We start from the raw sequence: 22,278 nt of genomic DNA, 5'->3' as shown, positions 1-22,278 counted from the left end.
ACTCATATAGATTATACAACATACACAGTATCTTTGAATATCATTTTCTATTCCATATATCCTTATGATTATAAAGTTCCTCAATTGAGGAACTTTTTATTTTACAAAAAGAAAGAAATTAAAATTTATCTGCTTTATGATTATGCTCATAAAATAAATAAAAAGTTAGATTTATTTTTGGGTTAGAATTAAAAGATTAATTTTTTATTTCTGATATAAAATTTTTTTTCATCATTTGTGTTTTTTGAGGCCTCCGTCCGGAGGCTTTTTTTAGTCATGAACATTTTTTTCACAGGTATCTTATGCTTCAAAAATGAGTCTGCCGTCAAAAGGATGATCCCAAACAACAAATACACGGTCATTTAATCTTCTGATAGGAGCTTGTATCATTTCATATTCACCATTTTCATTCAGTCTCTGTACAATAAGGTTTATTCCTTCTCCTATTTCACTTATTTTAAATTCGATCTGATATTGCTCTTCATTGTTTTGAACAAAATCTATTTTTTTAAATTGTTTTTGTGACATGACATCGGGTTTAAATGTTATGGTAATAGCAGAATAAATTGTGCCAAGTTGTAATTTTTTCTGCCTTTCTTGACTTTAGTATTATTTTTTGGAATATTCCTTTTCTATGTATGATTTTTATTTTATTGTTTTTAAAAATTATTGAATTGTTAATGATTATAAGGTTCGTGTATAAGGTTGTAGTGTTTAGTGGAGTTATTATTTGTATATATTTAATGTTCAGTCTGTTTTGTGTGTTAAATTTTTAATCATATTTTCTCTGTTTATGAATAAAAAAATATTTTTTTTTCAAAAAAAGTAATTCTTGGCACGATTTTTCAATATACCAATGCAACTCATGTTTAATTTGAGTTTTCATGGTTATTAGTTTTTATCCTCGGAATTTCCGAGGATTTTTTTGTTTCTATATGACGGTACTCATAAAGGGCAGTATCCAGGTTCATTTATCTTTGATTAAGATAATTTTCTATCCATCATCACTTTTTGCATTATTTTAACAAGTTCTTCCTGGATGGAAGAACTTGTTTTAATTTAAAAAGGTTTTGCATTCATCCTAACCATTTCGATATTTATACTAATGGTTAATAATGTTCTTCAGTATTTCAATTTTCTTCAGTAATGCTATGTTTTCTTTTTCTAATTGGGAAATATAAGCATGGATGTTGTCACGGGATATCCCGTTGGGAATATAAACTGGATAATCTTCTTCGTAAATTTCCTCTACAGGAACATTGAAGAATCGAGCAATTTTTTCCCATTCATTTTTTGTAATTTTTATATAGCCGTTTTCTTTTCTGCTGTAATTGGAAACTTCTGTTGGAATGACATCTGCTACCTGTTGCTGCGAATAGCCTTTTTGCTTTCTTATGGTACGTAATTTTGCTTTTTTCATGGGATTGGCTTTATGCAAAATTGTAGAAAAAAAAGATTTTCGGGTTATGGATTTCCGTAAAAAACTGAGGTGCAGGTATTGTTTACCTTAATTAATTTAACAGAAAGGGCAGTCTTTTCTTGTATAGTTTCTTAAGCGGTAAAGAAAGATGAAATTAACTCCGTTAGCTTTTGCCTGTCAATTCTCTTTATTGTTGAAATGAAATTGCATAAAAAAACCTCTAAATAAAATTTAGAGGTTTTAAGAGGTACCTAGCGGATTCGAACCGCTGTAGATGGTGTTGCAGACCACTGCCTAGCCGCTCGGCCAAAGTACCATGTCTTACCATTTTTGAGGTGTGCAAATATAGCTAAATTTCTTTACAAACCAAAGTTTTTATGCAATTTCTTTCATTTTTAAACTCTCAATTTTGCTTTTTGTCTGTTTTTCAGGCTCATAATTTTCATCATTTATAGGTCTTTTTTTAAAAATTATTAAGACTTTATTGAGCCTGAAAAAGTGTGTAATATCAAGAAGAAGACGCTGAGTAAAATTTTTTAGTTTTAGAACCCATTCACAAGAAGTTTTAAGGTAGCATTTGTATCAATAACGGCCGTAATTCCTGTACTGTTGAGAAGGATTTTACTCGGTTTTAGGTCAAATACCCTTCCGCTCATCTTTAATCCTTTATAATATTCTTTATTGAAAGCATCTTCAATACTTTTTCTTGAGGTCTCTTCTAATTCCTGGGTTGGAATTCCGTATTCTTCCTCAATCATCTTTACAATTTTCCCTTGGAATAGGAGAGAAGCTGTTTTTTGAAGAATATTCATTGTTTTCAGCTTGAACTTGGTATCAGATAGAACAATTTTTCTTTTGCCTTGATCATATACCGGAATACCTGAAATAACGGCAGTTCCTTTAATATAGCCTTCCGTCTGTGCTTCAAGGATAATCCTGTTATCTACACCATACACTCTGATATCTGTTACTTTTACTTTTGAATCCCTGATATCAAATTCTTTATTCAGAAAAGTTTTTCGGGCCATATTACTGGCTTCGGTAAAAGGAATATTAGCCGTAGTCTGCAATACAAATTTATCAGCAACAGTAGGTGAAAAGTTAAAGTTGGTTGCAGATGTTACAGCTGGAGATGCAGCAGGCTTATTTCCTGTAAATGTTTCTGAGAAAATATCAATCCCAAGTGTTGCATTGATCTGGTTTCCGTAAAATTTTAAAGGGGTAATATTAACGCTTACCGGACTTACTTTCAGCCATGTATTATATTCTTCCGAAATATTGAATGGCTGTGCAAATGTATTCCAGGCCATAATAGCATATTGCTGGAAATTCAGCTGGGTAGACATTTGCTGATCGATGGTTTTACAAAATTTTTCCTGTTGTTCCTTCAAACTTTTTTCAACGATAGGAGTAATGGGAATTTGTATTCTTCCATAATCGAGAACCGGTTTTGTTACCCATCTGAAGCCATTGGGACGGGTATTGGTAATAACGGTCCAGTTATTTTTAAAAGTAATAGTTGTATTAAAGGACATTACCGTCTCAAAAGTGGTATTCTGGTAAGAGTAAACTCCCAGTGTTCCAATTCCTTTTTCTGCCCAGATCTTTAATGGAACTTCTATCAGCAGGTTTTGGCTTGTTCCGCCTACCAAACGGATGGGGCGTGTTTTCCAGACTTTAACCTTAAACTGATCATTATTATTGTCCGTATAAGAGTCATCCTGGTAGATAAGATCTTTTACAGAGGCATTGACCATATTACTGAGTTCTGAAAGCGGAATGGTTACCGGCATAGTAATGCTGGATTTAATCTTTGGAAAGTTATAACCCGCCAACTGGTTATCAGCACCTGCCTGACCGAAAGCATTGATGAATGCTACTAAAAATAATATTTTAACGAATTTCAATTTTGTATTTTTTTAATAAAATAAAAATAAGGATTTTAATTCTCCGGCTTAAAGCTTTTTTCCAGTTCAACGCTTGCTCCTTTCATTTCACCCTGCATAGGTGGGGCTGTTTTGGTAAGCTTAAGCCTGATATAGTCGATTTGCGGAAAGCTGTCATGTATTTTTGAAATAATTCTCCCGGCAACGTGTTCCAGAAGCTTAGATTTGATCTTCATCTCCTGATGGATAATATCATTGATATCTGCATAGCTTATGGTATCATTCAGATCATCAGATTCTGCTGCTTTCCACAAATCGGTATGAAGTTCTGCATTTAAAATATAATAGGTACCAATAATATTTTCCTCGGGTAAAACTCCATGGTAGGCATATATTTTTACATCTTCAAGATATATCTTACTCATTGCTTAATTTTTATTAAGCAAAAATCGCTTTAATTCTTCAAAATCTGAATTAATTTCTATAGTTTTTTTCTCCTTTTTCATCAAGGCTTCCAGAGATTGTGGAATTTCAATTTTTGTTTTGATGGCTTTTTCCACAGCATCAGGGAACTTCACTGGATGTGCCGTTCCCAGAATGAACCCTTTTTTACCCGGATTTTCTTTAAGATATTGTTCAAGAGAAGTAAAAGCTACGGCACTGTGAGGATCCAGAATATAATGATATTTATTGTACACTTTTGTAATGGTGTGCATCGTTTCTTGATCATCTGTTGAATAACCTGATATTGTATTCTTCAAAGAATCAAATTCATTATTGAAAAGTTCAAGGATTCTGACAAAATTGCTGGGATCTCCCACATCCATGGCATTGGATAGGGTAGGTACAGCATCTTTAGGGTTAAAAGCCCGGGTTTTCAGGTATTCAGGAATTACGTCATTCGCATTACACGCTGCAATGAAATGTTCTGCAGGAAGACCACGAAGATGGGCTAAAATTCCGGCACAGATATTTCCGAAATTTCCACTTGGAACACAGATGACAGGAATCTTATTTTCTCTTTGCTGCCACTGTTTTAATGCCAGTAAGTAATAGATCTGTTGTGGAAGCCATCTGGCAATATTGATTGAATTAGCCGAGGTAAGAAACAATGTGTTGTTGATTTCTTCATTGGAAAAAGCTTGTTTTACGAGGCTTTGACAATCATCGAAGCTGCCATTGACTTCCAGTGCATAAATATTTTTCCCGAGTGCGGTAAGCTGCTTTTCCTGAACGGGGCTTACCCTGTTTTTAGGGTAGAGAATAACAACATCAATTCCCGGAAGATTATAAAATCCGTGCGCAACTGCTCCGCCGGTATCTCCGGAAGTAGCTACCAGAACAGTCACTTTTTTCTGCTGATTTTCTAAAAAATAAGACAGGCATCTGCTCATAAATCCAGCACCAATATCTTTGAATGCAAGGGTAGGGCCGTGGAAAAGCTCCAGCACAGAGATCTCATCATTAATCTTTATCAAAGGAATTTCAAAGCTGATGGTTTCAGCAACAATCTTTCTCAGAACTTCCGAAGGAATTTCATCTCCCACAAAATCTTTCATACATTGATAAGCAATTTCTTCATCAGAATATTGGTGAAGGTTTTGAATAAATTCTTCATTGAATAACGGAAGATTTTCAGGAAAGAATAATCCTTTGTCTTTTCCCTGTCCTTTTATGGCTGCAGTTCTGAAATCTACTTTTTCTTCACTATGTTTTAAGTTATAATATTTCATCTGTTCTAATCTAATTCTGTTTCTTCAATAATTTCAATTCCTGCCGGGTTTATTTTGGAGACATAGACGAAGTTGTCTATATTGATTTCGTTATACATTGATTTCATGAGGCCGGCGACCTTTTCTGCAGTTTCTTTTTTTTCTGTCAGCATGAAAATAGATGGTCCTGATCCTGAAATTCCTCCGCCCAAAGCTCCAAGCTGAAGGCTTTTGGATTTAATTTCATCAAATCTTGGGATTAAAATACTTCTTACAGGTTCTATAATGACATCATTGAGGCTTCTGCCAATTAATGCAAAGTCATTTTTCTGGATACCGGCAACCAATCCGGCAATATTCCCCCATTGTTCAACAGCACTTTTCAACGTAATGTTTTTCTTTAAAATCTGTCTTGAATCTGAAGTTTTAACTTCAACCTGGGGATGAACTGCTGCAACAAATAAATCAGGAGCATTCAATGGGATAATATCAATGGGATTTGTAGATTTTACCAAAGTAATCCCTCCATAAATGCATGGTGCAATATTGTCTGCGTGGCGAACTCCTGAAGCAAGCTCTTCCCCGAACATGGCAAAATGAACCATTTCATCCTTTGACATGATATTTCCCAGTACAATATTGGCCCCCATGGCGGCTCCGGCGGCGCTAGCCGCGCTGGAGCCAAGTCCGCTTCCAGGTTTTATGTGTTTATGAATAATGACCTCAAAACCATTTTTTAGATGATAATGTTCCTGAATTTTTAAAAGAACCATTCCCGCTACATTTTTAGCAGGTTCTTCAGGAAGCCCAAAAGAATCTTTGTGTTTGATAATTATTTCAGGAGTTTCCAGTAAACGGATTTCCATTTCATCATAAGGTTCATTAACGGCCATTCCCAGAATATCGAATCCACATACAAGGTTGGCAACAGTAGCCGGAATTTTTAATTTTACATTTTTCATATTTTTTGTTTTTAAACTGAACGGATGATGTCTGCGAAAATCCCACTGGCAGTTACTTCGGCTCCCGCACCGGCACCTTTTATGACTAATGGCTGCTCTGAGTATCTTAAAGTTTTAAAAATGACAATATTATCTTTTCCATAAAGATGAAACAGGTCGCTGCCCGGAGCAATGTGCTGTAAGCCAACCTTAGCTTTTCCATCTTTAAATTCTGCAGTATACTTCAATATTTTCCCTTCATTCTTTGCATTGCTGAACAATGATTTAAAATGACTTTCATATTCTGTAAGCTTTTCATAGAAATGCTCTACACTTCCTTCCATACAGGCTTCAGGCAGAAAGCCTATATTTTCAATTTCTTCAAACTGAAGCGGATATCCTGCTTCCCTGGCAAGAATTAATATTTTTCTCGCAACATCAGTTCCTGAAAGATCCAACCTTGGGTCCGGTTCTGTATAGCCTTCTTTTTGTGCCTGTGCTACTACTTCAGAAAATGTTCTGCTGCCATCATAAGTATTGAATACAAAATTTAATGTTCCGCTGAGTACTGCTTCAATGGAAGTTATTTTATCACCGCTTTTGATAAGATCATTGATTGTTCCAATAACAGGAAGTCCGGCTCCTACATTTGTTTCAAAATGAAAACTGCAGTTATGATTTCTGGCAGTATTCTTTAACAGGGTATATTTTTCAAAATCTGATGAAGCGGCAATTTTATTGCAGGCAACAATATTGATGCTTCTTTTCAACAGGCTTTCATATACTTCCGGAATTTCAGCACTTGCTGTGATATCCACAAAAACAGAGTTCCTTAGGTTACGGGCAATAATTTCTTCTGCAAACTTTTGAGCGGAAGCTTCTATACCGTCTTCATTCCAGTTGATGTATGCTTGCTCGGAAATACCTCTGTCTGCAAAGATCATCTTTCGGCTGTTGGAAAGTCCGGCAATTCTTAAATTGATAAAGTGGTTTTCCCTCAGGTATTGATTCTGGTCATAGATCTGCCGGATAAGTTTAGTCCCTACATTTCCAGTTCCGCAGATATAAAGATGGATCTGTTTAATTTCAGATTCAAAAAACTCTTCATGGAGAACATTAACTGCTTTTCTGGCATCCTTTTCAGCAATAACCACACTGATATTTCTTTCCGAAGAACCCTGTGCAATTGTTCTGATATTGATTCCGTTATTTCCCAGACATCCAAACATTTTGGCACTTACACCACTTCTGCTTTTCATATTTTCCCCTACCAGCGCTACAATTGAAAGGCCTGTTTCTATTTTGACGGGAGCAACTCTTTTTAAATCAATATCATCTGCGAAAGAAATATTAATTGCATTTTCGGCGGCTGACATATCCTTTTCGTGAATGGCAATAGTGATGGAATGTTCCGAAGACCCCTGGGTAATCAGAATAATATTTATTTTTTCCTGGCTCAGGCACTGAAACAGTTTTGCTGAAATCCCTGGAATTCCCACCATTCCACTTCCTTCCAAAGTAAGGAGGGCAATATTGCCCATATTTGAAATACCTACGGCTACCTGGTGTTTTTCATTTGCTGAAACATTCAGGTGGTGGGAAACCAGTGTTCCCTGTGCTTCAGGATCAAAAGTGTTTTTAATTTTAAGATTAATATTTTTTACCATTACTGGTTGAATGGAGGGTGGATAAATAACTTTTGCTCCAAAATGGGAAAGTTCCATAGCCTCGTGAAAGGAAATTTCTGAAATAGGCTTTGCATGGGAAGCCAGACGTGGATCGGCAGTCATCATTCCACTTACATCAGTCCATATCTGAAGTTCTTCAGCTTGTATGGCAGCGGCAATAATGGCAGCAGTGTAATCTGAACCGCCACGTCCTAATGTAGTAGTACGACCTTTTTCGTCATTTGCTATAAACCCGGGACCTATAAAGATACGGCTCTGATGTTTATTGAAATAATTTCTAAAGTTTTCATCAGTAACATTGAAATCTACTTTTGCGTGGGTGAAATTACTGTCGGTTCTTATGAGTTCTGCAGCATTCATCCATAAACAGTCCAGTTCCTGATGTTGAAGTCTGGCTGCAATAATACTGGATGACAGGAACTCTCCATATGAGGCAATTTTATCTTTGATTCTTGAAGTAAGTTCCCCGAGAACAAAAATTCCGTTGCATAGATCTTCCAGATCATTGAAGTGTTTTTTTACAAAACTCAGCAAAGAACTCTGCTCTGAAACGGGAATAAGCTCTTTCACAAGATTCAAGTGCTTTTCTTCTGCGTTTTTAAGCAGCTGCAGATAATCTTCATTTTTAACGGAAGCATATTCTGCCGCATTAATAAGAAGATCTGTTACTCCATGAAGTGCTGATACAATAACTACAACATTGTCTTTAGAAGATTCTTTTTTAACAATATTTTCTACCAGTAGGATATTCTGGGGACTGGCGACGGATGTTCCACCGAATTTTAAGATTTTCATCTGTTGTTTATTTAAGGTTAGATAAAGTGAGAAAAGCTACTCTTTGTAAAAAAGAGTACAGGGTACCGGAATAATATGTGAAAATTTACCCCTTTATGGGGTAGTTGTTGTAGTTGTGAATGTAGAAACGGAAGATACTCCTGAAATAGGCGATTTCAGGATAGAAATATCAGATATGTTTCTTAAAAAATTCATTGTAACAGAACAAATGTACAAATTATTTTGGAATAACAAATTTTTGAGCCAGTAAATTAATAAATCTTTTTCAAGAGAAATATTTTGTGTAATTAATTATAAATCTTATATTTATGTGATTAAATGCAATGAAAAAAATAAAAGAGAACATTTAAAATCTATTAATGGTGGGGTGGGTAATTGCTATGAATATTGTCCGGAAGGTCCTTATGGGCCTAATGAAGCAAAATCATGCGGAGATTTTGAAGCTTTGCCAGAGTGTTGCAAAAAAAGAGTATTGGTAAGTATGGATTGTTTTGGACCGTATTAATTTCTTTAATAAAATGGCATTTTTATATAACAGTGCTTTTTGTTTATCATCTTAAAATTAAAATACTATGAAAACATTTAGAAAATTATCAAGAGATCAAAAGAAAAGTATCAATGGTGGTTTTACCGAGCTTCAGATTGAAGCTTGTGGCGGAGAGCAATTTATATGCTTCATGAAAGGCGGATCCGGGGCCTGGGGATGTTCATTAAAACCGGGCGGAACCTGCTATACCCCTAAACTTTAACTAATAAACTAAAACATGAAAAAATTATCAAGAACAAGACTGAAAGATATTAATGGTAAAGGATCTGGCTGCGATTTTTGCCCTACTTCCGGAAATTATGGAGACGGCCCCGAATATACTAACAGCTGTATGGCCTTTTGGGCATTATCTCCTACCTGTAGAAACTGTGTAGATGTAAGTGCAGACTGTTACGGACCAGACTATTCTGATTATTTTGGGCACTAAATACGATTTGATTAATATCAAAAATAAAAAAGCACTGTAAAACAGTGCTTTTTGTTATTTTATGCTTTTTGAAAGATCAAGCATAGCTTCAATCGGTTTCAGCGCTTTTAATCTTAATTCTTCGTCAATAAGGATTTCAGGAAGTTCATATTTCATGCATAAATACAGCTTTTCCATTGTATTACGCTTCATATAGAAACATTCTGAGCAGTTACAGCTTTCATCGAAAACCAAAGCAGGAATCAATTCTTTGTGGGGTGCACGTTTTCTCATTTCGTGAAGAATTCCTTCTTCTGTTGCAATAATGAATTTCTGACAGTCGTCTTTTTCCACATAATTCAAGAGAGCAGAAGTAGAACCGATGAAGTGAGCTAGTTTTAAAACAGCTTCTTCACTTTCGGGATGCGCAATTAATTTTGCATCTGGATTATCTGCAAGCTGCTTGGCGATTCTTTCCATTGAAAATGCTTCGTGTACTACACAGCTTCCGTCCCAAAGAATCATATCACGACCTGTCTTTTTAGATAAGTATCTTCCCAGGTTCTTGTCCGGTGCAAAAATGATAGGTCTGTCTTTTGGAAGGGCTTCAATAACTGTTTCTGCATTTGAACTTGTTACGATAATATCACTTTCTGCTTTGGTTTCTGCATTACAGTTGATGTAAGTGGCAATTAAAGCATCAGGATACTGTTCACGCATTTTTCTCAGTCCTTCTCCTGAACATCCGTCTGCCAGAGAGCATCCGGCCATAGTATCCGGTAAAACTACTTTTTTAGTTGGATTGAGGATTTTTGCAGCTTCTGCCATGAAATGTACCCCGCAGAATACAATCATATCAGCATTGGTTTCCTTTGCCTGTCTTGCCAATTGTAAAGAATCTCCAAGGAAATCAGCAATATCCTGAATTTCTCCGGGTTGGTAATAATGGGCAAGGATTACGGCATTTTTCTCTTCCTTAAGCTTAAGAATGGCTTTTACCAATTCTTCTCCCTGAGGAATGGCTATATCTTTTATATCCAGAAATCCCTTTACAGGAATTGCAGATTTGGCTTTTTCTAATGTTTCGGTACTCATATCAACCTTAATGTTTTTTATTATCAAAGTTAGAGGTTAGAAATTAGAAGTTAGATTTTGACGAAAATATATATTTCCATCTTCTGACCTCCATCTTCAGTCCATTAATTATTGATAAAATTTTTTATTAAACTTTCTATTTCTTTTTTAGCTTCATCAAGATCGGAATTGATTACGATCCTGTCAAATTCGCCGGCATAAGACATTTCTTCTTCTGCTTTTGCTACACGGGTTTTAATGGTTTCTGCATCATCCGTGTTTCTTGAAATCAATCTTCGTTCCAGTTCTTCAATGGAAGGTGGTTCTATAAAAATAGACAAAGCCTTTTCTCCGAAGTATTTTTTCAGAGAAATACCTCCTTTTACGTCTACATCAAAAATAACAACTTTTCCCTGATTCCAGATCTTTTCCACTTCAGATTTTAAAGTTCCGTAATATTTATCAGTGTATACTTCTTCATATTCTACAAAAGCATCTTCTGAAATTTTCTGTCTGAATTCATCGGGTGATAAAAAATGATAGTCTACGGCATGTACCTCACTTCCTCTTGGCTGTCTTGTAGTACATGATATTGAAAATTCCAGTTCAGGGAAAGTTTCCAGGGAATGCTTTACCAATGTAGTTTTTCCACTTCCAGATGGTGCTGAAAATATAATTACTTTATTCATATTTTTGAGTTTCGAGTTCCGGGCTTGGAGTTGCTAACCTCATCAGTAATAATGAAGATTGCGCATCTCGTACCTGGTCACTACAACACGTTTAATGTTTGTTCTTTAATTTTTTCCAGATCATCCTTCATCTTCACTACTAGTTTCTGAATTTCTGCATGATTGGCTTTAGATCCTAATGTGTTGATCTCTCTTCCGATTTCCTGAGAAATGAAGCCCAGTTTTTTACCGTTGAAAGATTCATTGTCCATTACTTCCTTGTAATACTTTAAATGTTGGGCAAGTCTTACCTTTTCTTCTGAAATATCCAGTTTTTCTGTGAAATAAGCCATTTCCTGATAGAAACGGGTTTCGTCCACATTTTCAAATTCTTTCAAAGTCTTTTGGTAGCGTTCTTTTACACTCACAATTCTTTCTTCTTCGAAAGGGATTACTTCGCTCAGATATTTATCAATGTTTTGAATATTTCGGTTAAGTTCTTCATGTAAATTACTGCCTTCAGTTTTTCTGAACTCTTCAAAACGGTCAATAGCTGCATTAACAATTTTTGCTAATGCGTCCCATTCGCCTTCTGTAAGTTCATCAGGTCTTGAGGTGATGGCATCAGGAAGACGTACTGCCATTTTCAGGTATTCGAAATCAGGACCATCTGATGCAATATTTTTAAGTTCATTGATGTAGGAATCAATTAACCCTTTATTGATTTTTACATCATTAGATTCTTCAAGGTTTTCAATGTTGACATAGCAATCAACTTTTCCACGGATAATTCTATCGTTAAGAATTTTTCTGATCTCAAATTCTTTCTCTTTATAACGCAAAGGAATTTTGATATTCAAATCAAAGCTCTTGCTGTTCAGTGATTTAATATCTATTGTTATTTTTTTTCCTTCAAAAACATCTTCGGCTCTACCGAAGCCAGTCATTGATAAAATCATAGTTTTTTATTGTTCTACAAAGATAAACATTTAAATTAGCACAGTGAAATCTGTAAGAGATTCTATTTTACGGATAAAATAATGAATGTGCACCGATGAAAAATCTGATTTCTGTAGTAGGACCCACCGGAATAGGGAAGACAAAACTGGCAATTGATCTGGCAAAACATTTCAATACCGAAATTATTTCCTGTGATTCCCGACAGTTTTTTAGAGAAATGAAAATCGGAACTGCGGCACCGTCCGAAGAAGAACTGAGTGAAGCACCTCATCATTTTATTGGAAATCTTTCTGTAGAAGAATACTATTCTATCGGGCAATACGAAGAGGATGCCTTAAAAAAGCTCAATGAACTTTTTCAAAATCATAACACTGTAATACTTGTTGGTGGGAGCATGATGTATGAAAAAGCAGTAATAGAGGGTTTGAATGATCTTCCTGAAGCGAATGTTGAGAACCAGGAAAAGCTTCAGAAAATAATGGATGAAGAAGGAATAGAAAAACTTCAGGAAATTTTAAAAGAAGTTGATCCTGAATATTTTGAAGTAGTTGATATTCATAACCACCGAAGGCTTTTACGAGCTATTGACGTGATTTGGCAAACGGATAAAAAATATTCTGAGCAGATTGCTATTTCTCAGGATTCCAGAGATTTTAAGGTTATCAGAATCGGAATTGAAGCTCCAAGGGAAGAATTGTATGACAGAATCAATCGCAGGGTTGATATCATGATGGAAAAAGGGCTTTTGGATGAGGTAAAAGGGTTGGAAAAGTTCAGAGGACTTACCGCGCTGAATACAGTTGGTTATGCTGAATTATTCAAATATTTTGATGGGGAATGGGACCTGGATTTTGCTGTTTCTGAAATTAAAAAGAACAGCCGCAGGTATGCAAAACGCCAGCTGACTTGGTATAGGAAGGCGGATGATATTCATTATTTACAGCTAGGATATTCTCAGGAGGATTACGATAACCTGATTACTTGGATTACTGAGCAATTTCAGAAATAATTTTTTCAAGATAATTTTCCTAATTATAATCTCATGCAGATCAAGTGAATTTCGCAGATTACGCACATGGTTGTGCTAAACAAGTGCTTTGTATAATTTATATTCCCACAGATTTTACGGACTTGCACAGATGTTTATGGATAAGAAATCTATTTATCATGATTGGCCGGCAATTAATAACAAAAAATGCGGCTCTATAAAGAACCGCATCTCAACAATATAATTTAATTTACTACTTCCAACCGCCGCCCAGCGCTCTGTATAAATCTACAATGCTGCTTAGTCTCTGTCTTTTAATGGAAGCAAGATTCAACTCGGCCTGAAGTGAGTTTCCCTGTGCGGTAATCACTTCAAGATAATTGGCTGAACCTCCTCTGTAAAGAAGTTGTGCACTTTTAATTCCATCTTTTAATGTAGCAGACTGCTCAGTTGCTTTCTGCTCCTGGATTTTCAGGTTTTCATTAGACACCAAAGCATCAGCAACCTCACCTACGGCATTCAAAACGGATTGACGGAATGCCAATACATTTTTCTCTCTTTGAATTTTAGCCACTTCAAAATCTGTTTTCAGCTGTCTTTTCTGAAAAATAGGTTGGGTAATTCCTCCTAAAACAGATCCGAATAAAGAGGCAGGAATCTGGAACCAGTTATCAAACTTGAATGAGTTAACTCCGCCATTGGCTGTAATCTTTAAAGCAGGATACATATTAGCCTGGGCAATTCCTACCATAGCATTGGATTCCAGTAAAACCAATTCCTGCTGGCGTACATCCGGTCTGCGGCTTACCATAGCTGCGGGAAGGCCTGCAATGATATTCTGGGGTAAAGAAGTATCAGACATTTCAATAGTTCTGTTGATTTTACTGGGTGTCTCTCCAACCAGAATACTTAAAGCATTTTCCTGAATGGCAATGTTCTGTTCCAATTGGGAAATCAAAAGTTCAGTAGCCTGTTTCTGAGCATTTGCCTGCTGTACTCCCAAAGAAGTAGCATCTCCACTTTCCCACATTTTTTGTGTGATCATCAGGGTATTGTTGCTGAGCTCAAGATTAGATTTTGCAATTGCTAGCTGCTTATCAAGCATTAAAAGATTATAATATCCCTGGGCAATAGCAGCTACAACCTGGGTCTGAATGGCTTTAGAACCTTCATAAGTCTGTAGGTACTGCATTCTGGAAACCTCCTGTTGGTTTTTGATTTTCCCCCAGATATCTGCTTCCCATGATAAATTGAAAGCTGCATTATAATCTTCAACATGGCTTTGACCTAAAAACAGATTTAAGCTTTGCCCGTTCATGCTGTTCTTGGAAGGTTTTGAAATCTGAGCTGCTACTCCGAAGCCAACATCAGGATATTGCATATATTTTGCCTGTTTCAGCTTTTCCTGTGAAGAAGCTACCTGCTTTAATGCAATTTGAAGGTCATAATTATTTTTAATTCCTTTTTCAATTAATCCCTGTAGAATTGGATCATTGAAAAATTGTTTCCATTCCAGGTTGGCAATGCTTGCCGTATCAGCAGTGGCTGTGTACTGGAATTTTTCCGGCAGCGGCAGATCCGGCTCTGTGTATGCCAGTTTTGACACGCACGAAACAGATCCTAAAGCTATGGCGAATGTTAATATAATATTTTTTAGTCTTTTCATAGTTTTGGTTTAATAGACTTTAATGAATTGAACAATGCTGAGGTTTATTATTTTCCCACAGATTACACAGATTTATACAGATGTTTAATGGATAAGAAAATCAGAGATCTTCAAAAACTTATATATCCTTTTTATGCGTAATGCTTTTAACTTTAAAAACTACTTAAGTGTTATTCTAAATCTTTTGTGGCTTATAAACTTCTCTTTTGTATCATTTAATTAATAGTAGAAGCTAAAAGCTCTTCTTCCATTTGCTTCTTTAGTTGTCTTTTCTTTTTTTTGCTTGGCATTTTCTCATGCAGATACTGGAAAACAACATACATCACCGGAATAATGAAAATACCAAATACGACTCCTGTAAGCATTCCTCCTACAGTACTGTAACCAATAGAATGGTTCCCTTTTGCAGAAGCTCCTTGCGTCCAGACCAATGGAAGCATCCCTACAATGAAGGCAAAAGAAGTCATCAGGATTGGTCTTAAACGTAACCTTGATGCCTGAAGAGCAGATTCAATTAATGATCTTCCCGCTTTTCTTCGCTGTACAGCAAATTCTACAATCAGAATGGCATTTTTGGCCAGTAATCCAACTAACATGATTAATCCTACCTGTACATAGATATTATTATCAATTCCTGCCAGTCCAGTGAAGGCAAATACCCCGAATATTCCGGTTGGAATGGTTAAGATGATAGCAAATGGCAGAATGTAACTTTCATATTGAGCAGATAAAAGGAAGTAAACAAATAGGATACTTAAAAGGAATATGAAAGTAGTTTGTCCACCAGTTTTGATCTCCTCACGCGTAATTCCTGTCCATTCATAACCATAGCCTCTTGGAAGTGATTGTTTGGCAACTTCTTCAACAGCTTTGATGGCATCTCCGGTGCTGTATCCCGGTTTTGGTGTACCATTAATGGTTACAGCATTGAAAAGGTTATTTCGTGTTACAGTTTCCGGTCCGAAGGTTCTTTTTAAGGTTACCAACGTCTTGGCAGGAACCATTTCTCCTGATTTATTTTTTACATAAATTCCTTCCAGAGAGTTAATATCCGTACGGTAAGGAATATCTGCCTGGGCCATTACCCTGTAGTACTTCCCGAATCTGTTGAAATCCGAAACGAAGCTACTTCCGTAATAGATCTGCATGGTCTGCATTAACTCGGTTACAGAAACTCCTAACTGATTGGCTTTATCTGTATCTACATCAATGGTGTATTGTGGGTTTCCGGCGGCATAAGTGGTAAAAGCAAATGCAATTTCCGGTCTCTTCATCAGTTCGCCAATAAATTGCTGAGTGGTTGTTCCTAATTGTTCAAAAGAACCGTTAGTTTTATCCTGTAACATAAATTCAAAACCGGAAACGTTACCAAATCCCTGAATGGTAGGGAAATTGAAGAAGAAAGCATTGGCATCTTTTACCTGGCTTACTTTTCCTGTTAAGGTAGCGGCAATCTGATCAGGATCTTTCATTTCCCCACGCTGGTCATAATCTTTAAGCTTAATAAAACCTGCAGAATATGGAGAAGCATTGGCATTACTGATAAAGTTCATCCCATCAGCTACCCAAAGGTGATTGGTTGCTTTTTCCCCATTAATGATTTTATCAATCTGTTCAGTTGCTCTGTGGGTTCTTTCCAGCGAGCTTCCGGGAGGGGTATTTACTGCATATAAAACAAACCCCTGGTCTTCTGTAGGAATAAACCCTGAAGGAGCCTTTTTAATCATGAAGACACTAGCTGCTGTAATTACTACAAGACCACCAATGGCTACCCATTTATTTTTGATTAAAAACTTAAGACTGTAGATATATTTCTTGGTCATATTGTTGAAGCTGGCATTAAATGCATTGAAAAATCTTGCTCCAAAGCCTTTTTTGTGACCATGTTCTCCGTGCTCTCCCTGAGGATCATTCAGGAAAAGGGCACATAATGCAGGACTTAATGTTAATGCATTAACTGCAGAAATCATAATGGCAATCGCCAGTGTGAAGGCAAACTGTCTGTAGAAAACTCCTGCAGGTCCTTGCATAAACCCAACCGGAATAAATACGGCACACATCACCAACGTAATTGAAATAATTGCACCTGAGATTTCACTCATAGAATTCATTGTTGCATGCTCTACAGGCATTCCTGTCTGTTCCATTTTAGAATGGACTGCTTCTACTACAACAATAGCATCATCCACCACAATACCAATGGCCAGTACCAATGCAAATAAAGTAAGCATGTTAATACTGAAACCAAATAGCTGCAGGAAGAAGAATGTACCAATAATAGCTACTGGCACCGCAATGGCAGGAATTAGAGTAGATCTGAAATCCTGAAGGAAAATAAATACTACAATAAATACTAAAATGAATGCGATAACCAAAGTTTCTACTACCTGGTGGATAGAAGCATCAAGGAAATCCTTAGAATTATACATGATAATCGGTTTCACTCCTTTCGGCAGGGTAGTACTGAACTGGTCTACCTGTTTTTCAATCTCAGTAAGAATCTCATTGGCATTGGAACCTGCAGTCTGTAAAATGGCAAATCCTGAAACCGGTTTTCCATCCACTCTGTTAGCAGCTGTATAAGTATAAGATCCAAATTCTACTCTGGCAACATCTTTTAATCTTAAGAAAGAACCGTCGCTGTTCGCTTTGATGGCGATATTTTCATAATCTTCATTTTTGTTCAGTTTTCCTTTATATTTAAGGATATATTCGTAAGTTTCCTTACTTCCCTGCCCAAGACGTCCTGGAGCAGCTTCAAGATTGTGGTCTTTAATAGCACCTAATACTTCCTGTGGAGAAAGATTGTTTACCGCTAATCGGTCCGGTTTCAGCCAGATTCTCATGGAATAATCTCTTGTTCCGAATACCTGTGCCTGAGCAACACCCGGAATACGCTGTATCTGAGGAATAATGTTGATCTTCAGGTAGTTTTGTAAGAAAAGTTCGTCGTATTGTTTAGGATCATCACTCGTTAATCCCATGAACATAATCATACTGTTCTGAACTTTCTGTGTTGAAATTCCAGCTTGTACCACTTCCTGAGGAAGCTGGCTCATTGCTTTTGATACACGGTTTTGTACGTTTACTGCAGCATTATCCGGATCAGATCCCTGTTTAAAGAAAACGCTCAGGGTCATGGTACCGTCATTACTGGAGTTGGAAGTCATGTAGGTCATATTTTCCACTCCGTTCACTGCTTCTTCAATAGGGTTTGCCACAGAACGAGCTACTACTTCAGCATTCGCTCCCGGATAAAAAGCTGTTACCTGAACACTTGGCGGAGCAATATCCGGAAAGAGTGCGATAGGCAAATTAAAGAGAGACAAAGCTCCCAATAATAAGAGTATGATGGAGATGACCGTTGAAAGTACCGGTCTTTCTATAAATTGTTTTAACATAAGAAGTTTATTTTTTTAAGTCTTCCGTTTCAGAATATTTACAAAGGTTTTGCTCTCAATAAGCTATCCGAAGAAATAACTTTAGGTCTGATAGATGCTCCATCTTTTAAGTTCCCGATTCCGGTATAGACAATTTTATCACCTGGTGAAAGTCCTTCAGAGATAAAGTAATAACTGTCTGTTTTTCCCGAGATTTTAATGGGTTTTCCGGTTACTTTCTTATTCTTATCCATTACATAGACATAGGTTTTATCCTGAATTTCGAAAGTAGATTCCTGTGGAATAACCACAGCATTGGAGATCAGTTGCGGCATACGGATTCTTCCGGTATTTCCGGTTCTTAAAGCCCCGTTAGCATTTGGGAAAACAGCGCGTACGCTGATGGCACCTGTTGTTTTGTCAAACTGGCCGTCTACAATACTCAGTCTTCCTTTTTCAGGATAAGTACTGTTGTCAGCAATTACCAGATCTACCATTGGCATATTTTTCAGTTTTTCCTCTAATGTAGTTCCCGGGTATTTATTCTGGAAAGCAATAAAATCAAGTTCACTTAAAGAGAAATATGCATAAATCTCACTAATATCTGATAATAAGGTTAGTGGATTCGGATCTGTTCTTGAGATCAGACTTCCCTTTTTGAAAGGAATTCTTCCTATATATCCGCTTACAGGAGCTGTAATGGTGGTGAATCCTACATTGATTCTGGCACTTCCTACAGATGCTCTGGCCTGTGCAGCAGCTGCTACAGCAGCTTCATAATTGGCTTTTGCGGTTTTAAGCTGTACATCAGAAACTACTTTTGCAGCTACCAAAGGCTGAAGTCTGTCAACTTCCACTTTAGCTTTCTGTATATTGGCATTGGCGGCCTGAAGATTAGCCTGAGCCATATTCATCTGTTCGCCATAACTTCTTGAGTCAATTTTAAATAAAGGCTGTCCGGCTCTTACATAAGCGCCCTCCTCTACATAAATTCTATCAAGATATCCATCAACCTGAGATCTGATTTCCACATTGTTTTTACCTTCCAAAGCAGTCGGGAATTCTTGGTATGTGGTAGCAGGAGAGGTGATAACGGTATAAACCGGAAGTTCAGGAGCTGGCGGTGCATTATGAGATCCTTCTGCAGCTTTGGTGCAGCTCTGTAAAAGAATTATACTTGAAATAAGTACAATAAACCTTGTTTTTCCAGGTATGTTCATTGTTAATTTAATTTTTTTAATGAAGTGTTAGAGTAAGTAATGTTTCTTTTTAATAAATGCTGTTTTTTTTCCTAACAGTGTTAATGGTTAGTTTAAAAAAAATTACAGAATTTTTAATGTCCGGTCAGATCGGTTGTTTCCATAATTGATAATTTTTTAATGTTTAAGTATATGAAGATGTGAGGTGTAAATAATGTTATTTTTTCTAACGGTGTTAATTTTAAAAGGAAAAAGAGTACCTTTAACCATTAAATAAAGTAGAGTTTTGCATAGATAATTTTTGTTTTTATATCAGGAATCAACTGCTTAATAATATTAATTCAGTGTTAATTTTCCTAACGGTGTTAATTATTGTTCAAAAAAATATATTATAAAGACTTAATAAAAGATGAAACTGTCTCATCCAAAGTCGACTTATTCATTGTAGACGGAATATCTCCGGTACGCATCATCATAATGGAAATCATTCCATGTACCGCCGAAAATAAGGCATGGGACATATGGCAAGCATTATCTGTATTTGAACCGTTTTTTTCAATAATGTTGTAGGTACATTCATAAATCAGCTCCTGGAATGAGGAGAACTCCTTTTTCATCTGTCCTTTTCCACAACACTGCATTCCCAAACCAAACATAAGTTGATAATATTCCTTATTATTAAAAGCAAAACTCCAGTAAGCGTCTACAACAGCAACAAGTTGCTCTTCAGGAGTGCTGTATTGTTGTTGTGCCTTTAATAATTCTATGTGTAATTTGTGGAAACCATCTAATGAAATTTCAAATAGAATAGCATCCTTGTTTTCAAAATAATCATACACCACCGGTGCGCTGTATTCAATAGCATCTGCTATTTTACGCATGGAAAGTGATGCCCAGCCTTCAGATTTAGCCAAAGTGAATGCAGCCTGCAAAATACTTGCACGGATGGATTCTTTTTCTCTTTGACGGCGTTCATGTAAGCCCATGATATTTCTTTTCTAACAGTGTTAGCAAAACTACAAACTTTTGAAGATATCTTCCAAACGTTATTTTGATTTTTATGAAAAAAGAAGATACGAGAATTCTAAGGAACCTGGGAGAATGCGAGCTTAAGTATATAATTTTTAAATTATTGTAAAAATGAATAGGAAAAATAGTCTGGATCGATAAATAAGTTTATGATGGGTATTCTATACTTAATAAACTTCCATTTTCCAGTCTCCATCATCCTTACCATATAACCAAAGAAATTTTTATCTTTGTGAAACTAAAGAAAAAGGTATGAATACTCCCTCCAATATGTTGGCATTAGGTACAAAAGCTCCGTTTTTTGAGCTTCCAAATCCATCAAAAACGAATGAACTTCAGTCTTTGGAAGAACTGAAAGGAGAAAAAGGAACACTGGTGATCTTCATGTGCAACCACTGTCCGTTTGTTCTTCACGTCATTGATAAGATCAATGAATTGTACGAAGACTATAATGAGAAAGGAATTGAATTCATTGCAATCAATTCTAATGATATTGAAAAATATCCGGCAGATTCTCCTGAGAAAATGATTGAATTCCAGATCGAAAGAAGATTTGATTTTCCTTATCTATTTGATGAGAGCCAGGCTATTGCAAAAGCTTACGATGCAGCATGTACTCCTGATTTCTATTTCTTTGATGATAAATTGGATCTTATATACAGAGGCCAGATGGATGATTCAAGACCTGGAAACAATAAAGATGTTACTGGTGAAGATCTGATCATTGCTTTTGAAAATCTTTTAGCGGGTGAGCCACAGGAAGAAATTCAGAGGCCAAGTATGGGATGTAATATTAAATGGAAATAAATAAAAAAGCTGTCTACCCTTCAGACAGCTTTTTTTATGTTCATTTTTTAATTTTACTGGATCGGAATTGCATAGAAATATCTTTCCCAGTTTCCCACACCAAAGACATTGATCCAATATCCGGAGGTACCGGTTGCATTTACATTGATAAAAGTTGGGCCTCCTGAATATCTTTCAAGTTCCTGATTAGCCCAAAGATAATATGTCTTATTTGCTCCAGTTGTATTATTTATGGCTATAGATCCGGTTACCATAGTCCGGTTCATCCCTCTTCCGATTGTACCGCCCGAACCTCTTTGTCCGGTATACGCAGAAATATAATCTGCCGTAGTATTACTGTTAGTGGAAGAGTCTGATAAATAAGCAGTACACCATAATTGTGCATCGCTGGTATTAATTCTGTCATTTAATCCTAACGAAGCTATCGATCCGAAAGAAACCAACCATTTTCCTGCAGGTAATGTGATTGTTCCTCCCGAATAGAGCGAAACATTGGGCGGGTTCCCAGTACCATACGACGTAAAACTCAAGGGTGAACTGGGTAAATTTCCTGATATTGCTATCAAAGAAGGATTTACCCACGATGCATTACCTGAAGCATCCGATGTAAGAACTTTTCCTGTTCCCTGTGTTCCATCTACAACTCTCAATGCTGTACTAGTGGTATTGGTAACTTGTAGTGTAGCGGTTGGAGCTGTTTCTCCAATTCCTACATTTCCATTGTTTAATACTGTTACCATCTCTTTCGCACTTGAATTATTAACTTCCAGGGCCTTCGTAGCGCTTGTATTGCCTTTACCTACAATATCCAGGCCTGCAGAAGGAGTACTTGTGTTTATTCCGATTTGCCCTGATACAGTAGCGCAGGACAATAGAACCATTGTTGAAATAATAATTTTTCTCATTGTGATTATTTTAAGGATTAAATATAGTAATCCCGCATTCAGGCATTTGTAATGCTGACTGTTTAAAATGGGTATTGACCAATTCTTAAAAAGAATCAGTATATACACCTACTTGGGCATGATGCTGGAGTGAAGGATTAGTATAATTTTTTTTTATGTTTTTATAAAACAAATATATAAAAAAAATTATAAAATAAAAATTTTAAT

19 protein-coding genes and 1 tRNA gene are annotated in these 22,278 nt (G+C 36.3%); 4 read left to right on the top strand and 16 right to left on the bottom strand.

The features are described from left to right. Positions 1-300: 300 nt before the first annotated feature. The 8 genes from EG339_RS01020 to thrA form a co-directional block, all read right to left on the bottom strand. Positions 301-528, bottom strand: coding sequence for a glutathione synthase (locus EG339_RS01020; protein WP_123868478.1), 228 nt, complete (start codon positions 526-528; stop codon positions 301-303). A gap of 574 nt (positions 529-1,102) precedes the next feature. Continuing rightward, positions 1,103-1,420 carry a helix-turn-helix transcriptional regulator gene (locus tag EG339_RS01015; protein ID WP_123868477.1) on the bottom strand — a complete coding sequence of 106 codons (318 nt, stop codon included), beginning with the start codon at positions 1,418-1,420 and terminating at the stop codon, positions 1,103-1,105. A gap of 245 nt (positions 1,421-1,665) precedes the next feature. Then, positions 1,666-1,736, bottom strand: a tRNA-Cys gene (locus EG339_RS01010). Positions 1,737-1,962: 226 nt separating this feature from the next. Beyond that, a complete protein-coding gene (locus tag EG339_RS01005) occupies positions 1,963-3,327 on the bottom strand; it encodes a DUF4403 family protein (RefSeq protein ID WP_123868476.1) in 1,365 nt (454 codons plus the stop codon). Between the two features lie 35 nt (positions 3,328-3,362). Beyond that, a complete protein-coding gene (gene folB / locus EG339_RS01000) occupies positions 3,363-3,731 on the bottom strand; it encodes a dihydroneopterin aldolase (RefSeq protein WP_123868475.1) in 369 nt (122 codons plus the stop codon). 3 nt (positions 3,732-3,734) lie between these two features. Then, positions 3,735-5,039, bottom strand: coding sequence for a threonine synthase (gene thrC, locus EG339_RS00995; RefSeq protein ID WP_123868474.1), 1,305 nt, complete (start codon positions 5,037-5,039; stop codon positions 3,735-3,737). A gap of 5 nt (positions 5,040-5,044) precedes the next feature. Beyond that, on the bottom strand, positions 5,045-5,980 hold the full coding sequence (locus EG339_RS00990) for a homoserine kinase (RefSeq protein WP_123868473.1): 936 nt from the start codon (positions 5,978-5,980) through the stop codon (positions 5,045-5,047). Between the two features lie 11 nt (positions 5,981-5,991). Continuing rightward, complete coding sequence (gene thrA / locus EG339_RS00985) at positions 5,992-8,442, bottom strand: bifunctional aspartate kinase/homoserine dehydrogenase I (RefSeq protein WP_123868472.1); 2,451 nt, start codon at positions 8,440-8,442, stop codon at positions 5,992-5,994. 572 nt (positions 8,443-9,014) lie between these two features. On the opposite strand from thrA, the gene EG339_RS24090 reads away from it, so the two are divergent. Together EG339_RS24090 and EG339_RS00980 are read left to right on the top strand one after the other, a co-directional pair. Then, the gene (locus EG339_RS24090; RefSeq protein ID WP_164465390.1) at positions 9,015-9,191 is read left to right on the top strand and encodes a bacteriocin-like protein; all 177 of its coding nucleotides are present in this window, start codon (positions 9,015-9,017) and stop codon (positions 9,189-9,191) included. A gap of 15 nt (positions 9,192-9,206) precedes the next feature. Beyond that, entirely contained in the window at positions 9,207-9,416 is a 210-nt protein-coding gene (locus EG339_RS00980; protein ID WP_123868471.1) for a hypothetical protein, read from the top strand. 54 nt (positions 9,417-9,470) lie between these two features. On the opposite strand, the gene nadA is transcribed toward EG339_RS00980, so the two are convergent. From nadA to EG339_RS00965, 3 genes are all read right to left on the bottom strand, one after another. Beyond that, positions 9,471-10,490 (bottom strand): quinolinate synthase NadA, encoded by a 1,020-nt coding sequence (gene nadA, locus EG339_RS00975; protein ID WP_123868470.1) that lies wholly within the window; start codon positions 10,488-10,490, stop codon positions 9,471-9,473. 104 nt (positions 10,491-10,594) lie between these two features. Continuing rightward, on the bottom strand, positions 10,595-11,158 hold the full coding sequence (gene gmk, locus EG339_RS00970) for a guanylate kinase (RefSeq protein ID WP_123868469.1): 564 nt from the start codon (positions 11,156-11,158) through the stop codon (positions 10,595-10,597). An 80-nt stretch (positions 11,159-11,238) separates the two neighbouring features. After that, positions 11,239-12,096, bottom strand: coding sequence for a YicC/YloC family endoribonuclease (locus EG339_RS00965; RefSeq protein WP_123868468.1), 858 nt, complete (start codon positions 12,094-12,096; stop codon positions 11,239-11,241). 95 nt (positions 12,097-12,191) lie between these two features. Here EG339_RS00965 and miaA point away from each other — a divergent pair, with 95 nt between their 5' ends. Beyond that, a complete protein-coding gene (gene miaA, locus EG339_RS00960; RefSeq protein WP_123868467.1) occupies positions 12,192-13,106 on the top strand; it encodes a tRNA (adenosine(37)-N6)-dimethylallyltransferase MiaA in 915 nt (304 codons plus the stop codon). Positions 13,107-13,338: 232 nt separating this feature from the next. Here miaA and EG339_RS00955 read toward each other — a convergent pair whose 3' ends face one another. From EG339_RS00955 to EG339_RS00940, 4 genes are all read right to left on the bottom strand, one after another. Continuing rightward, entirely contained in the window at positions 13,339-14,751 is a 1,413-nt protein-coding gene (locus EG339_RS00955) for an efflux transporter outer membrane subunit (protein WP_123868466.1), read from the bottom strand. Between the two features lie 215 nt (positions 14,752-14,966). Next, on the bottom strand, positions 14,967-18,152 hold the full coding sequence (locus EG339_RS00950) for an efflux RND transporter permease subunit (RefSeq protein ID WP_123868465.1): 3,186 nt from the start codon (positions 18,150-18,152) through the stop codon (positions 14,967-14,969). Positions 18,153-18,190: 38 nt separating this feature from the next. Next, complete coding sequence (locus EG339_RS00945; protein WP_123868464.1) at positions 18,191-19,351, bottom strand: efflux RND transporter periplasmic adaptor subunit; 1,161 nt, start codon at positions 19,349-19,351, stop codon at positions 18,191-18,193. Positions 19,352-19,719: 368 nt separating this feature from the next. Continuing rightward, on the bottom strand, positions 19,720-20,316 hold the full coding sequence (locus tag EG339_RS00940) for a TetR/AcrR family transcriptional regulator (protein WP_123868463.1): 597 nt from the start codon (positions 20,314-20,316) through the stop codon (positions 19,720-19,722). A gap of 295 nt (positions 20,317-20,611) precedes the next feature. Here EG339_RS00940 and EG339_RS00935 point away from each other — a divergent pair, with 295 nt between their 5' ends. Further along, positions 20,612-21,166, top strand: coding sequence for a thioredoxin family protein (locus EG339_RS00935; RefSeq protein ID WP_123868462.1), 555 nt, complete (start codon positions 20,612-20,614; stop codon positions 21,164-21,166). Positions 21,167-21,219: 53 nt separating this feature from the next. Here the strand turns inward: EG339_RS00935 and EG339_RS00930 are convergent, their stop codons facing one another. Continuing rightward, positions 21,220-22,071 (bottom strand): hypothetical protein, encoded by an 852-nt coding sequence (locus tag EG339_RS00930; protein ID WP_123868461.1) that lies wholly within the window; start codon positions 22,069-22,071, stop codon positions 21,220-21,222. Positions 22,072-22,278 lie beyond the last annotated feature (207 nt).

Origin of the sequence: Chryseobacterium bernardetii, from assembly GCF_003815975.1 — a bacterium.
Lineage (GTDB): Bacteria > Bacteroidota > Bacteroidia > Flavobacteriales > Weeksellaceae > Chryseobacterium > Chryseobacterium bernardetii.
Note: the sequence above shows the minus strand (reverse complement) of the source record. Positions and strands in the feature narration are given on the sequence as shown.

Excerpts from the sequence above, each read along its gene's own strand:
- EG339_RS01020 (WP_123868478.1), bottom strand. The coding sequence starts at position 528 with ATGTCACAAAAACAATTTAAAAAAATAGATTTTGTTCAAAACAATGAA.
- EG339_RS01015 (WP_123868477.1), bottom strand. The coding sequence starts at position 1,420 with ATGAAAAAAGCAAAATTACGTACCATAAGAAAGCAAAAAGGCTATTCG.
- folB (WP_123868475.1), bottom strand. The coding sequence starts at position 3,731 with ATGAGTAAGATATATCTTGAAGATGTAAAAATATATGCCTACCATGGA.
- thrC (WP_123868474.1), bottom strand. The coding sequence starts at position 5,039 with ATGAAATATTATAACTTAAAACATAGTGAAGAAAAAGTAGATTTCAGA.
- EG339_RS00990 (WP_123868473.1), bottom strand. The coding sequence starts at position 5,980 with ATGAAAAATGTAAAATTAAAAATTCCGGCTACTGTTGCCAACCTTGTA.
- thrA (WP_123868472.1), bottom strand. The coding sequence starts at position 8,442 with ATGAAAATCTTAAAATTCGGTGGAACATCCGTCGCCAGTCCCCAGAAT.
- EG339_RS24090 (WP_164465390.1), top strand. The coding sequence starts at position 9,015 with ATGAAAACATTTAGAAAATTATCAAGAGATCAAAAGAAAAGTATCAAT.
- EG339_RS00980 (WP_123868471.1), top strand. The coding sequence starts at position 9,207 with ATGAAAAAATTATCAAGAACAAGACTGAAAGATATTAATGGTAAAGGA.
- nadA (WP_123868470.1), bottom strand. The coding sequence starts at position 10,490 with ATGAGTACCGAAACATTAGAAAAAGCCAAATCTGCAATTCCTGTAAAG.
- gmk (WP_123868469.1), bottom strand. The coding sequence starts at position 11,158 with ATGAATAAAGTAATTATATTTTCAGCACCATCTGGAAGTGGAAAAACT.
- EG339_RS00965 (WP_123868468.1), bottom strand. The coding sequence starts at position 12,096 with ATGATTTTATCAATGACTGGCTTCGGTAGAGCCGAAGATGTTTTTGAA.
- miaA (WP_123868467.1), top strand. The coding sequence starts at position 12,192 with ATGAAAAATCTGATTTCTGTAGTAGGACCCACCGGAATAGGGAAGACA.
- EG339_RS00955 (WP_123868466.1), bottom strand. The coding sequence starts at position 14,751 with ATGAAAAGACTAAAAAATATTATATTAACATTCGCCATAGCTTTAGGA.
- EG339_RS00950 (WP_123868465.1), bottom strand. The coding sequence starts at position 18,152 with ATGTTAAAACAATTTATAGAAAGACCGGTACTTTCAACGGTCATCTCC.
- EG339_RS00945 (WP_123868464.1), bottom strand. The coding sequence starts at position 19,351 with ATGAACATACCTGGAAAAACAAGGTTTATTGTACTTATTTCAAGTATA.
- EG339_RS00940 (WP_123868463.1), bottom strand. The coding sequence starts at position 20,316 with ATGGGCTTACATGAACGCCGTCAAAGAGAAAAAGAATCCATCCGTGCA.
- EG339_RS00935 (WP_123868462.1), top strand. The coding sequence starts at position 20,612 with ATGAATACTCCCTCCAATATGTTGGCATTAGGTACAAAAGCTCCGTTT.
- EG339_RS00930 (WP_123868461.1), bottom strand. The coding sequence starts at position 22,071 with ATGAGAAAAATTATTATTTCAACAATGGTTCTATTGTCCTGCGCTACT.